This window comes from Streptomyces rhizosphaerihabitans (genome assembly GCF_025399795.1).
GTDB classification, from domain to species: domain Bacteria; phylum Actinomycetota; class Actinomycetes; order Streptomycetales; family Streptomycetaceae; genus Streptomyces; species Streptomyces rhizosphaerihabitans.
The window spans coordinates 21,465-34,081 of record NZ_JAODTZ010000006.1; the positions used below are offsets into that span (position 1 = coordinate 21,465).

General features: G+C 69.9%; 13 protein-coding genes. 6 read left to right on the plus strand and 7 right to left on the minus strand.

Annotated elements, in window-relative coordinates:
* Positions 1 to 81 precede the first annotated feature (81 nt).
* A complete protein-coding gene (locus N4G66_RS07760) occupies positions 82 to 768 on the plus strand; it encodes a FadR/GntR family transcriptional regulator (RefSeq protein WP_261703235.1) in 687 nt (228 codons plus the stop codon).
* Between the two features lie 212 nt (positions 769 to 980).
* Here the strand turns inward: N4G66_RS07760 and N4G66_RS07765 are convergent, their stop codons facing one another.
* From N4G66_RS07765 to fabG, 3 genes are all read right to left on the minus strand, one after another.
* The gene (locus N4G66_RS07765) at positions 981 to 1,340 is read right to left on the minus strand and encodes a hypothetical protein (RefSeq protein ID WP_261703236.1); all 360 of its coding nucleotides are present in this window, start codon (positions 1,338 to 1,340) and stop codon (positions 981 to 983) included.
* A 158-nt stretch (positions 1,341 to 1,498) separates the two neighbouring features.
* Positions 1,499 to 2,266 carry an enoyl-ACP reductase FabI gene (fabI, locus tag N4G66_RS07770; RefSeq protein WP_261703237.1) on the minus strand — a complete coding sequence of 256 codons (768 nt, stop codon included), beginning with the start codon at positions 2,264 to 2,266 and terminating at the stop codon, positions 1,499 to 1,501.
* A gap of 5 nt (positions 2,267 to 2,271) precedes the next feature.
* A complete protein-coding gene (gene fabG, locus N4G66_RS07775; protein WP_261703238.1) occupies positions 2,272 to 2,991 on the minus strand; it encodes a 3-oxoacyl-[acyl-carrier-protein] reductase in 720 nt (239 codons plus the stop codon).
* A gap of 271 nt (positions 2,992 to 3,262) precedes the next feature.
* Here fabG and N4G66_RS07780 point away from each other — a divergent pair, with 271 nt between their 5' ends.
* The 3 genes from N4G66_RS07780 (at position 3,263) to tyrS (ending at position 7,575) form a co-directional block, all read left to right on the plus strand.
* Entirely contained in the window at positions 3,263 to 4,786 is a 1,524-nt protein-coding gene (locus N4G66_RS07780; protein WP_261703239.1) for a TldD/PmbA family protein, read from the plus strand.
* Between the two features lie 82 nt (positions 4,787 to 4,868).
* Positions 4,869 to 6,263 (plus strand): metallopeptidase TldD-related protein, encoded by a 1,395-nt coding sequence (locus N4G66_RS07785; protein ID WP_261703240.1) that lies wholly within the window; start codon positions 4,869 to 4,871, stop codon positions 6,261 to 6,263.
* Positions 6,264 to 6,306: 43 nt separating this feature from the next.
* Positions 6,307 to 7,575: a tyrosine--tRNA ligase gene (gene tyrS / locus N4G66_RS07790; RefSeq protein ID WP_261703241.1), complete on the plus strand. Its 1,269-nt coding sequence runs from the start codon at positions 6,307 to 6,309 to the stop codon at positions 7,573 to 7,575.
* A 109-nt stretch (positions 7,576 to 7,684) separates the two neighbouring features.
* On the opposite strand, the gene N4G66_RS07795 is transcribed toward tyrS, so the two are convergent.
* Positions 7,685 to 7,960: a GlsB/YeaQ/YmgE family stress response membrane protein gene (locus N4G66_RS07795; RefSeq protein WP_261703242.1), complete on the minus strand. Its 276-nt coding sequence runs from the start codon at positions 7,958 to 7,960 to the stop codon at positions 7,685 to 7,687.
* Positions 7,961 to 8,203: 243 nt separating this feature from the next.
* Here N4G66_RS07795 and N4G66_RS07800 point away from each other — a divergent pair, with 243 nt between their 5' ends.
* Positions 8,204 to 8,590 (plus strand): DUF3099 domain-containing protein, encoded by a 387-nt coding sequence (locus N4G66_RS07800; protein ID WP_261703448.1) that lies wholly within the window; start codon positions 8,204 to 8,206, stop codon positions 8,588 to 8,590.
* A gap of 337 nt (positions 8,591 to 8,927) precedes the next feature.
* Positions 8,928 to 9,182 (plus strand): hypothetical protein, encoded by a 255-nt coding sequence (locus N4G66_RS07805; protein WP_261703243.1) that lies wholly within the window; start codon positions 8,928 to 8,930, stop codon positions 9,180 to 9,182.
* Between the two features lie 13 nt (positions 9,183 to 9,195).
* Here the strand turns inward: N4G66_RS07805 and moaA are convergent, their stop codons facing one another.
* From moaA to N4G66_RS07820, 3 genes are all read right to left on the minus strand, one after another.
* On the minus strand, positions 9,196 to 10,185 hold the full coding sequence (moaA, locus tag N4G66_RS07810; RefSeq protein ID WP_261703244.1) for a GTP 3',8-cyclase MoaA: 990 nt from the start codon (positions 10,183 to 10,185) through the stop codon (positions 9,196 to 9,198).
* A 182-nt stretch (positions 10,186 to 10,367) separates the two neighbouring features.
* Positions 10,368 to 12,005: a solute symporter family protein gene (locus N4G66_RS07815; RefSeq protein ID WP_261703245.1), complete on the minus strand. Its 1,638-nt coding sequence runs from the start codon at positions 12,003 to 12,005 to the stop codon at positions 10,368 to 10,370.
* Positions 12,002 to 12,358, minus strand: a complete 357-nt coding sequence (locus tag N4G66_RS07820) for a DUF485 domain-containing protein (RefSeq protein ID WP_261703246.1) — start codon at positions 12,356 to 12,358, stop codon at positions 12,002 to 12,004. Before N4G66_RS07820 ends, N4G66_RS07815 begins: the two co-directional genes overlap by 4 nt.
* Between the last annotated feature and the right edge of the window lie 259 nt (positions 12,359 to 12,617).

The window sequence follows — 12,617 nt, forward strand, 5'->3', positions numbered from 1 at the left end:
CTGTCCAATCCCGCTGCGTTAATCTCCGGAGCCTCCGGCCCCGCGCGAACGATCACACCCGGGCCCGTACGAAGGACCGTCATGCCGCTGAGCCATCCCCGCCGTTCGGCCCTGTCCGAGCAGGTCATCGCCGAGCTGCGGAACCAGATCACCTCGGGCGAGTGGCCGGTGGGCTCGCGCATCCCCACCGAGCCGGAGCTCGTCGACCAGCTCGGCGTCGCCCGCAACACCGTGCGCGAGGCCGTCCGGGCGCTCGCCCACAACGGGCTGCTGGACATCCGGCAGGGCTCAGGAACCTATGTCGTGGCGACCAGTGAGCTGGCGGGCGTCATGCATCGGCGGTTCGCGGACGCCGACCCGCGGCACATCGCGGAACTGCGTTCCACGCTGGAGTCGAGCGCCGCCCGGCTGGCCGCCGAACGGCGCACCGAACGCGATCTCAAGCAGCTGGACGCACTCCTCGTACGCCGGGAGGAGGCCTGGGAGTCGGGCGACGCGGAGGCCTTCGTGGCCGCCGACGCGACCTTCCATCTGGCGGTGGTGGCCGCGTCCCGCAACGACGTCATGACGGCGATGTACGCGGACCTGGGCGAGGTGCTGCGCGACTGGCTGCGCGAGGACGTCGGCAAGGAGCTGACGCCGGAGACGTACATGGACCACGCCCGGCTCGTCGACGCGATCAGGACGGGCGACGCGGAGGTCGCGGCCGCCGAGGCCGCGAGCTATCCGTTCCAGTGCCGGCCCGGCAGGCCGGGTGGCCTGGCGTAGACACGGGACGACGGGGCGACGGCCGGGCGAGCCGGCCGTCACAGGCCGAGGGGTCGTCACGGGCCGGCTGCCACAGGCCGGGGGCTGCCACAGGCGGGGGGCCGTCACGGGCCCGCCGGCCGTCACAGGCCGGGGACCGTCACAGGACAGGGGCCGCAGGACTTCAGGGCCGGGACAGGCGGCCGGACCTCACGGGCCGGGGCAGGCGGACGTCACGGGCCGTGGGTGATCCAGACCGTGCGGACCTCCTTCCAGCAGCGGCCTGTCAGCCTGACCGTCATCGCGGGTCCCACGTCGACGGGGGCGCTGTCGCTGTCGATGTCCCACCAGCGGGCGCACTCGACGTGCAGACGGACGCGATCGGTGCCCACATAGGGGTTGTGGCAGTACGCGACGACATGGGAGCCGGTGACGGTGGTCCGGCACTCGGCGCCGAACGGCTGGGGTGCGGCGGGCCGCCGTGACCCCTCGTTCGCGCTCTCCACGCGCGGGTGGGACATCGCGTCGTACGGCACGGCCATCACCAGGGCGACAGCGGCGAACACCGGAGCAAAGCGGCGGGACAGGCGCACAAGGGGACCTCCTCGGCCGTAAGGCTGCGGGGCGGGCGGTGCGTTCTCCCAGAGTGCCCGTCACGGTGTCTCGCCCGCCCGGCCGACTGGGCCGAACGGGCGACGCCCCGCTCCCCGCGCAGTGCGGGAAACGGGGCGCCGATACCGCGCGTAAGCGTTTACGCGCCGATGGCGTGCAGACCGCCGTCCACGTGGATGATCTCGCCCGTGGTCTTCGGGAACCAGTCGCTCAGCAGGGCGACGACGCCCTTGCCGGCCGGCTCCGGGTCCTTGAGGTCCCACTCCAGGGGCGCGCGGGTGTCCCACACCGAAGCGAGCTCGCCGAAGCCCGGGATGGACTTGGCGGCCATGGAACCGATCGGGCCCGCCGAGATGAGGTTGCAGCGGATGTTCTGCTTGCCCAGGTCGCGCGCCATGTAGCGGCTGGTGGCCTCCAGGGCGGCCTTGGCCGGACCCATCCAGTCGTACTGCGGCCAGGCGTACTGCGCGTCGAAGGTGAGGCCGACGACGGAGCCGCCGTTCTGCATCAGCGGCAGGCAGGCCATGGTCAGCGACTTCAGGGAGAACGCCGAGACGTGCATGGCCGTGGCCACCGACTCGAACGGCGTGTTGAGGAAGTTGCCGCCGAGGGCGTCCTGCGGCGCGAAGCCGATGGAGTGCACGACGCCGTCGAGGCCGCCCAGCTCCTCGCCGACGATCTCGGCGAGACGCGCCAGGTGCTCGTCGTTGGTGACGTCGAGCTCGATGACCTTGGTGGGCTTCGGCAGCTTCCTGGCGATGCGCTCGGTCAGCGTGGGCCGCGGGAACGCGGTCAGGATGATCTCGGCGCCCTGCTCCTGGGCCAGCTTGGCGGTGTGGAAGGCGATGGAGGACTCCATCAGCACACCGGTGATCAGGACGCGCTTGCCCTCAAGAATTCCGCTCATGGTGATCAGTGACCCATTCCCAGTCCGCCGTCAACCGGGATGACGGCTCCAGTGATGTACGAGGCGTCGTCCGAGGCGAGGAACCGCACCGTCGCGGCGATCTCCTCGGGCTGCGCGTAACGGCCCAGCGGTACCTGCGACACGATGTTCGCGCGCTGCTCCTCGGTGAGCGACTGCGTCATGTCGGTGTCGACGAAGCCGGGCGCGACGACGTTGAAGGTGAGGTTGCGCGAGCCGAGCTCCCGGGCGAGCGAACGCGCGAAGCCGACCAGGGCGGCCTTCGACGCGGCGTAGTTCGCCTGTCCCGCCGAGCCGAGCAGCCCGACGACCGACGAGATCAGCACGACGCGGCCCTTCTTGGCGCGCAGCATGCCGCGGTTGGCGCGCTTGACCACGCGGAAGGTGCCGGTGAGGTTCGTGTCGATGACCGAGGTGAAATCCTCCTCGGACATCCGCATGAGCAGCTGGTCCTTGGTGACGCCGGCGTTGGCGATCAGGACCTCGACCGGGCCGTGCTCGGCCTCGATCTCCTTGTAGGCCTGCTCCACCTGCTCGGTGTCGGTGATGTCGCACTTGACCGCCAGGCACCCCAATTCCGTCAGGGCGGCCGGCGGCTCACCGGACCGGTACGTGATCGCGACCTTGTCGCCTGCGTCGGCGAATGCGCGGGCGATGGCGAGGCCGATGCCCCGGTTGCCTCCGGTGACGAGAACCGAGCGGCTCAACGGATCACCCTTTCGTTAGCGGACTGAAACCCCTGCAATACAGGCGCCTTCCCCGAAAACCTATCGGTCCGCCCGGCCTCCCAGAGAATCGGGCACCGACAGTGGGTTCGGGTCACTGCTGTCGGATCCCTACAGAAAACCGAGGCTGTACGGCCGTACAGCCGAAGCGGCACGGCCGAAAGACGCGCCCGGTCACCGCAAAGCCGTGGCCGCCGGACCCGCCCGCGCGACATGATCGGACCCGACGGGCCACGACAGCAGGGAGACCTCGGTGCCTCATTCCATCGACGAAGCCTTCACGGCGCTACCGCTGCGCGCACTCGCCGACGCCGCGCTCGCGCGGGCGCGGGCGCTGGGCGCCGACCACGCGGACTTCCGGTTCGAACGGGTGCGCAGCGCGTCCTGGCGGTTGCGCGACGCCAAGCCGGCCGGGTCGTCGGACACCACCGACCTGGGGTACGCGGTGCGGGTCGTGCACGGCGGGACCTGGGGGTTCGCGTCGGGCGTGGATCTGACGATGGACGCGGCCGCGAAGGTCGCCTCGCAGGCCGTGGCGATGGCGAAGCTGTCGGCCCAGGTGATCAAGGCGGCCGGTTCCGACGAGCGCGTGGAGCTGGCCCAGGAGCCCGTGCACGCCGAGAAGACGTGGATCTCGTCGTACGAGATCGATCCCTTCTCCGTGCCGGACGAGGAGAAGGCGGGGCTGCTCGCGGACTGGAGCGCGCGGCTGCTGGCGGCCGACGGTGTCAACCATGTCGACGCGTCGCTGCTGACCGTGCACGAGAACAAGTTCTACGCCGACACCGCCGGGACCGTGACCACGCAGCAGCGGGTGCGGCTGCACCCGCAGCTCACCGCGGTGGCCGTCGACGAGTCCAGCGGCGAGTTCGACTCGATGCGGACGATCGCGCCGCCGGTCGGACGCGGCTGGGAGTACCTGCTGGGCACCGGCTGGAACTGGGACTCCGAACTGGAGCGCATTCCCGGGCTGCTCGCGGAGAAGATGCGGGCGCCGAGCGTCGAGGCGGGGCTGTACGACCTCGTCGTCGACCCGTCCAACCTGTGGCTGACCATCCACGAGTCCATCGGCCACGCCACCGAGCTGGACCGCGCGCTCGGCTACGAGGCCGCGTACGCCGGGACCTCGTTCGCCACCTTCGACCAGCTCGGCAAGCTCAGGTACGGCTCCGATCTGATGAACGTGACCGGTGACCGCACCGCCGAGCACGGCCTCGCGACCATCGGGTACGACGACGAGGGCGTCGAGGGCCAGTCCTGGGACCTCGTGAAGGAGGGCACGCTCGTCGGCTACCAGCTGGACCGGCGGATCGCGAGGCTGACCGGCTTCGAGCGGTCCAACGGGTGCGCGTACGCCGACTCCCCCCGGCATGTGCCCGTGCAGCGGATGGCCAACGTGTCCCTCCAGCCGGACCCCGGCGGACTGTCCACCGAGGATCTGATCGGGGGCGTCGACCGCGGCATCTACGTCGTCGGCGACCGGTCCTGGTCCATCGACATGCAGCGCTACAACTTCCAGTTCACCGGTCAGCGCTTCTTCAAGATCGAGAACGGCCGGATCACGGGCCAGCTGCGTGATGTCGCGTACCAGGCGACGACCACCGACTTCTGGGGTTCGATGGCCGCGGTGGGCGGTCCGCAGACGTATGTCCTCGGTGGTGCCTTCAACTGCGGCAAGGCCCAGCCGGGCCAGGTGGCCGCGGTGTCGCACGGCTGCCCGTCCGCCCTCTTCAAGGGTGTCAACATCCTCAACACCACGCAGGAGGCCGGTCGATGAGCGCTCACCAGGGAGTCGGCCGGGGGGCCGGGGGTCGCCCCCCGGGAAAGCACAGTCTCAACACCACGCAGGAGGCCGGTCGATGAGCGCCCGTACGAGCAAGCCGCACGAGGTCGTCGAGCGCGCCCTCGAACTGTCCCGGGCCGACGGCTGTGTGGTGATCGCCGACGAGCAGTCCACCGCCAACCTCCGCTGGGCGGGCAACGCGCTCACCACGAACGGGGTCACCCGCGGGCGCACGCTCACCGTGATCGCCACGGTGGACGGCCGCGAGGGCACCTCGTCGGGTGTGGTCTCGCGCTCGGCCGTGACCGCCGACGAGCTGGAGCCCCTGGTGCGGGCGGCCGAGGCCGCGGCACGGGGTGCCGGTCCCGCCGAGGACGGCCGACCGCTGGTGACGGGTGTACCGGAGTCCCCGGACTTCACGGACGCGCCCGCCGAGACCTCCTCCACCGTCTTCGCCGACTTCGCGCCGGCGCTCGGCGAATCGTTCGCACGCGCGCGTGTCGGCGGCCGTGAGCTGTACGGCTTCGCCAATCACGAACTCGTCTCCAGCTACCTCGGTACGTCGACGGGGCTGCGGCTGCGGCACGACCAGCCGAACGGCACGCTGGAGCTCAACGCCAAGTCCCCGGACCGTACGCGTTCGGCGTGGGCGGGACGCTCGACGCGGGACTTCAAGGACGTCGACCCGGCGGCGCTGGACGCGGAACTGGCCGTACGGCTCGGCTGGGCGCAGCGGCGCGTCGACCTGCCCGCCGGGCGCTACGAGACGCTGCTGCCGCCGACCGCCGTCGCGGACCTGCTGATCTACCAGATGTGGTCGGCCGCAGCCCGGGACGCGGCCGAGGGCCGGACCGTCTTCAGCAAGCCCGGGGGCGGCACCCGGATCGGCGAGCGGCTCACCGAGCTGCCGCTGACGCTGCGCAGCGACCCGAACGAGCCGGGCCTCGAGTCCGCCCCCTTCGTCCTCACGCACTCCTCGGGCGACGACGCCTCCGTGTTCGACAACGGGTTGCCGCTCACGGCCACGGACTGGATCCACCAGGGCGAACTGCGGCATCTGTCCACCACCCGGCACAGCGCCGACCTGACAGGGCTGCCGGTGACGCCGACGATCGGGAACCTCGTCCTCGACGGCGGCGAGGACCGCTCTTTGGAGGAGATGGTCGCCGCGACCGAGCGCGGGCTGCTGCTGACCTGCCTCTGGTACATCCGCGAGGTCGACCCGGCGACGCTGCTGCTGACCGGGCTGACCCGGGACGGCGTCTACCTCGTCGAGAACGGCGAGGTCGTCGGCGAGGTGAACAACTTCCGGTTCAATGAGTCGCCGGTGGGGCTGCTGGGGCGGGCCACGGAGGCGGGGCGGACGGAAAAGACGCTGCCCCGCGAGTGGAGCGACTGGTTCACTAGGGCTGCGATGCCCGCCCTGCGGGTGCCGGACTTCAATATGAGTTCTGTCAGCCAGGGCGTATAACCTCGTACCTGATTCACGAACCACTCAAGGAGATACGAGAACCGTGACGGACATCGTCGACGAGCTGAAGTGGCGGGGACTGTTCTCCCTGTCCACCGACGAAGATGCTTTGCGCAAGGCGCTCGCGGACGGTCCCGTCACGTTCTATTGCGGCTTCGACCCGACCGCGCCCAGCCTGCACGTCGGTCACCTGGTGCAGGTGCTCACCATGCGCCGGCTCCAGCAGGCCGGGCTGCGGCCGCTGCCCCTGGTGGGCGGGGCGACGGGCCAGATCGGTGACCCGCGCCCGACGGCCGAGCGCACGCTGAACGACCCGGAGACGGTCGCGAACTGGGTGACGCGGCTGCGTTCGCAGATCGAGCCGTTCCTGTCCTTCGAGGGCGAGAACGCCGCGGTCATGGTGAACAACCTCGACTGGACGGCCGGTCTGTCGGCGATCGAGTTCCTGCGGGACATCGGCAAGCACTTCCGCGTCAACAAGATGCTGACCAAGGACTCGGTGGCCCGCCGCCTGGAGTCCGAGGAGGGCATCAGCTACACGGAGTTCAGCTACCAGCTGCTGCAGGGCATGGACTTCCTGGAGCTGTACCGACGCTACGGCTGCACGTTGCAGCAGGGCGGCAGCGACCAGTGGGGCAACCTCACTGCGGGCCTGGATCTGATCCACCGCCTGGAGCCCGGGGCCCATGTGCACGCGCTGGCGACGCCGCTGATGGTCAAGGCGGACGGCACCAAGTTCGGCAAGACCGAGGGCGGCGCCGTCTGGCTCGACCCCGAGATGACGACGCCGTACGCGTTCTACCAGTTCTGGCTGAACGTGGACGACCGGGACATCTCGACGTACATGCGCATCCTGTCCTTCAGGTCCCCCGCGGAACTCGAGGAGCTGGAGAAGCAGACCGAGGAGCGTCCGCAGGCCCGTGCCGCCCAGCGCGCGCTGGCCGAGGAGCTGACGACGCTGGTGCACGGCGCCGACCAGACGGCCGCCGTGATCGCCGCGTCCAAGGCTCTCTTCGGGCAGGGCGAGCTGGCCGGGCTCGACGAGCGGACGCTGAGCGCGGCCCTGTCCGAGGTGCCGCACATCCAGGTCGCCGAGGCGGGTCTCGTCGTGGACCTCTTCGCCGAGGTCGGTCTGGTGGCCAGCAAGTCCGCCGCGCGCCGCACGGTCAAGGAGGGCGGGGCGTACGTGAACAACGTGAAGGTCGCCGCCGAGGACGCGGTCCCGGTCAAGGAGGACCTGCTGCACGGGCGCTGGCTCGTGCTGCGCCGGGGCAAGAAGAGCCTGGCCGCGGTCGAGGTCACGGGCGGCTGAGGCCTCCCCGCGCCCACGACGCGCGCGGACACGAAGGGGCGGCTCCCTGACGGAGCCGCCCCTTCGTCGTACCGCCGTTCCCGGGAAGGCCGGGCGGTCGGCCGTGGTCTCAGGTCTTCACCTTGTCGCCCCGTACGGCCATGTAGAGCATGTCGCCGAGGAAGACGAGGACGATCGCGGCGGCCAGCTGCAACGCGTGCCGCCCCCAGTCGATGCCTCGGGTCTCGGCGATGCCGATGCCCCGGGCGATCGCGTTGCCGACGATCGCTCCGAGGATGCCGAAGATGGTGGTCAGCCAGAGCGGGCTGTGCTGCTTCCCGGGGATGATCGCCTTGGCGATCAGGCCCAGCACGAACCCGACGATGATCGCCCACAACCAGCCCATGTCCGCCTCCTCGTGCCGCTCCCCGTGAGCAGTACCGTCAGTCTGTTGCTGTCCGCCATACGGCGCATGTCGGGCGGAGCCGTACGCGCTACGGCGCACCATGTCCACCCAGTCCGGACATCCCCCGGTCTCGAAGGCGGCGCAGACGCGGCGTAACGTGGAGGGGGTCCGGGCCCGCTTCCTCGACGGGTTCGTACCGGTACGGACCGGGGAGCGTCCGACGCAGGCAGGTGGTGGAGTGTGATCAGGAAGCAGAGCAACGTCCAGGTCTTCCGGATCACCGGAGCCAGACAGAGCCTGGACGACGACGTACGCGGCCGGCAGCGCCGCTATGTCATCTCGATGTCCGTCCGTACGGTGTCCGTGATCCTGGCGGCCACCCTGTGGAACATCGAACGGCCCGTAGCTCTCGTCGCGCTGGTCCTCGGGATTCTCCTCCCGTACGTCGCCGTGGTCATCGCCAACGCCGGACGTGAGAACGCGCCCTCGCTCCCCTCGACATTCGTCACCGCGCCGTTGCGTCCGATGATCACTCCGCCCCCGCAGGACGGCTCCGAGGATGCGTCCCCCAAGGACGCCGCGACCGGTCCCGGGGCGCCGCCGGTGGCCGAGCCGCACGACGTGGGCTGAGCCCGGGCCGGGGGCGAGCCGTCCCCGAACTCGCCGCGGGGCAAAGCCGTTTCGGCCCCGGACGGACGTCGGAGGATTCTCCGAAAACGGAATATCGCCGCGCAAACAAGCTCAAGAAAAGCTCAGATCAATCATGTAGTTCCGGTGCCGGGCGGCGGGTTACCCGTGACATACTTCGTACGCGCTCCGCATCCCCCGTCGGAGCGACGGACCGACGCCGGGCAGCTCCCCCCGTGGCTGCTCGGCGTCGCCTTTATGCGCTGTCGGAGCCCCCACCCACGAACGCCGGCCCACCGCGCGGAACGCGTGACGCGAGGCCTCGGCTAGGGTCGGCAGGGTGATTCTGAACGCCCCCGGCTCCGATCCCGCCTCCCCTGTCTGCTCGGCCAAGGCCTGCCGCGCGGACGCCGTGTGGGTGCTCGCCTGGAACAACCCGAAGCTGCACACGCCCGAGCGCCGCAAGACCTGGCTCGCGTGCGAGGAGCACCGCGAGCACCTGTCGAAGTTCCTCGGTGTGCGCGGGTTCCTGAAGGACGTCGTGCCGCTCGACGAGTGGGAGGCTTCCCGGCCGGTCGAGCGCGGCGAGGGATAGCCGGCGGACCGCGTCAGCCGCCGATCGCCGACATCGGGCGGTCGGGCTGGACGAACGACGGGTCGTCCAGGCCCGCCCCCGCCTTCTTGCCCCACATCGCGACGCGCCAGATGCGGGCGATCTCCTCGTCGGGCGCGCCCGAGCGCAGTGCGGCCCGCAGATCGGTCTCCTCCGTGGCGAAGAGACAGGTGCGCACCTGGCCGTCGGCAGTGAGGCGGGTGCGGTCGCAGGCCGAGCAGAACGGGCGGGTGACCGAGGCGATCACACCGACGCGATGCGGGCCGCCGTCGACGATCCAGCGCTCGGCGGGTGCGGAACCCCGCTCGTCGACACCTTCCTCGGTGAGCTCGAAGCGGGTGCGCAGCGAGGCCAGGATGTCGCCGGCGGTGACCATGCCGTCGCGCTTCCAGCCGTGCTGGGCGTCCAGCGGCATCTGCTCGATGAAGCGGAGTTCGTAGTCCTGCTCCACGGCCCAGGCCAGCAGGTCCGGGGCTTCGTCGGCGTTCAGGCCCGGCATCAGGACCGAGTTGATCTTGACGGGGGTCAGGCCCGCTCGGTGGGCGGCTTCGAGGCCCGCGATGACGTCCTTGTGGCGGTCGCGGCGGGTGAGGGTCTTGAACACGTCGGGCCGCAGGGTGTCGAGCGAGACGTTCACCCGGTCCAGGCCCGCGGCCTTCAGGGCGTCCGCGGTGCGCTTGAGGCCGATGCCGTTGGTCGTGAGGGACATCTGAGGGCGGGGGGCGAGGGCCGCGACCCGCTCGACGATGCCGACCAGGCCGGGGCGCAGCAGGGGCTCGCCGCCGGTGAAGCGGACCTCCTCGATGCCGAGGCGGGTGACCGCGATCTCTATCAGGCGGACGATCTCGTCGTCCGTGAGCAGATCGGGCTTGGCGAGCCACTGCAGGCCCTCTTCGGGCATGCAGTACGTGCAGCGGAGGTTGCACCGGTCCGTCAGTGAGACACGCAGGTCGGTGGCGACCCGGCCGTAGGTGTCGATGAGCACGCGGGGCCCCTCCCTCGATGCCGATCTCGTTTTCCGGACACCTGTGAGCCTACGTGACGGGACGGACAAGAACAGGGCCCGATCCCACGAGACGAGGCGCGGGCCCGTCGTAGGGATCTACCAGTGGTGATCCACCGGTGGCCTACGACGGGCCCGGGCGATGCCGGTGTCCGAGCCGGTGCCTAGTGCGCTCCGGTGCCCGTCAGGGAGCGGACCTCCAGTTCGGCGTACTTGCCGGCGTCCGGCTCCTCCTTGGACAGGACGGTGCCCAGCCAGCCCAGCAGGAAGCCGACCGGGATGGAGATGAGGCCCGGGTTCTCCAGCGGGAACCAGTGGAAGTCGACGTCGGGGAACATCGAGGTGGGCTTGCCCGAGACCACCGGGGAGAAGAGCACCAGACCGACCGCGGTGACCAGACCGCCGTAGATCGACCAGAGCGCGCCCGGGGTGGTGAACCTCTTCCAGAACAGGCTGTAGAGGATCGTCGGCAGGTTGGCGGAGGCGGCGACCGCGAAGGCGAGCGCGACCAGACCGGCGACGTTGAGGTCGCGGGAGAGGGCGCCCAGCAGGATGGACACGGCTCCGATCCCGACCGTCGCGTACCGGGCCGCCGCCATCTCCTGTTTCTCCGACGCCTGCCCCTTCTTGATGACGTTCGCGTAGATGTCGTGCGCGAAGGAGGAGGACGAGGCGAGTGTCAGTCCCGCGACGACCGCGAGGATCGTGGCGAAGGCGACGGCGGAGATGGTGGCGAGCAGGATCGCGCCCCAGGTGGAGTCGACGCCGCCGAGGTGCAGGGCGAGCAGGGGTGCCGCCGTGTTGCCCGCCTTGTTGGAGGCGATGATCTCGTCCGGTTTGATCAGCGCGGCGGCGCCGAAGCCGAGGGCGAGGGTCATCAGGTAGAAGGTGCCGATGAGGCCGATCGCCCAGTTCACCGACTTCCGCGCGGTCTTGGCGGTGGGCACGGTGTAGAAGCGGATCAGGATGTGCGGCAGGCCCGCGGTGCCGAGGACCAGCGCCATGCCGAGGGAGATGAAGTCCAGTTTGGTGGTGGACGTGGCGCCGTACTTGAGGCCGGGTTCCAGGAAGGGGGAGCCCTTGCCGCTGTTCTCGGCCGCCTTGCCGAGCAGGTCGGAGATGTTGAAGTGGAACTTCAGCAGCACCAGGAAGGTGAGCAGCAGGGCGCCGACGATCAGCAGGACCGCCTTGACCATCTGCACCCAGGTGGTGCCCTTCATGCCGCCGATGGTGACGTACACGATCATCAGGACGCCGACGAGCGCGACGATGCCGATCTTGCCGCCGTCGCTGGTGATGCCGAGGAGCAGCGAGACGAGGACGCCCGCGCCCGCCATCTGGGCCAGCAGGTAGAAGATCGACACGATGATGGTGGAGGTGCCCGCGGCGGTACGGACCGGTCGCTGGCGCATGCGGTAGGCGAGGACGTCGCCCATCGTGTACCGGCCGGAGTTGCGCAGCGGTTCGGCGACCAGGAGCAGGGCCACCAGCCAGGCGACCAGGAAGCCGATGGAGTAGAGGAAGCCGTCGTATCCGAAGAGGGCGATGGCGCCGGCGATGCCGAGGAAGGACGCGGCGGACATGTAGTCGCCGGAGACGGCGAGTCCGTTCTGGAAGCCGGTGAACTGGCGGCCGCCCGCGTAGAAGTCGGCGGCGTCCTTGGTCTGACGGCCGGCCCAGACGGTGATGACGAGGGTCGCGGCGACGAACACCGCGAACAGGGTGATGATCAGCGGCCGGTGCTGGCTCGCCTCGCCCGCGGCCAGCATCGTGGTGTGCGCGGTCGTCCGTACGGAGCTCATGCGCCGCCCTCCATCCGGGACTTGATGGCGTCGGCCTTGGGGTCGAGCTGGGTGGCCGCGTGCCGCGAGTACCACCAGGCGATGAGGAACGTGGTGAGGAACTGGGCGAGACCGAGCACCAGGGCGACGTTGACGTTGCCGAACAGCTTGGTGCCCATGAAGTCGCCCGCGTAGTTCGAGAGCAGCACGTACAGCAGGTACCAGAGGATGAATCCGACGGTCAGCGGAAAGGCGAAGGAGCGGTGGGAGCTGCGGAGTTCACCGAACTCGGCGCTCTCCTGCATCTCGACGAACTCCTGGGTGGACGGGAGTGGGGCTCCGGTTTTCGCGGGTGGTGGTGCGTCGGTGGCCACGGTGTCTCCTCGCGTTGCGGGTGCGGTTACGACGGTGGACGGGGGCAGGTCGGGGCCCGCGGGCGGGGGCTGTTCGGGTACGGACATGGGACTTCGACCTCACAGCGACATGGTTCCCGTAACGAGTTGTAATGATGTGAATCCGTTACGTGATCGGAGCGGGGGCTCGATCGTCCACGGGCTCCCTGTCCAAGGTCACGGCGCCACGCGTGGACCGGTTCAACTCCCCGGACTTCTTTCGGAAGTCGTCGCCATAAGC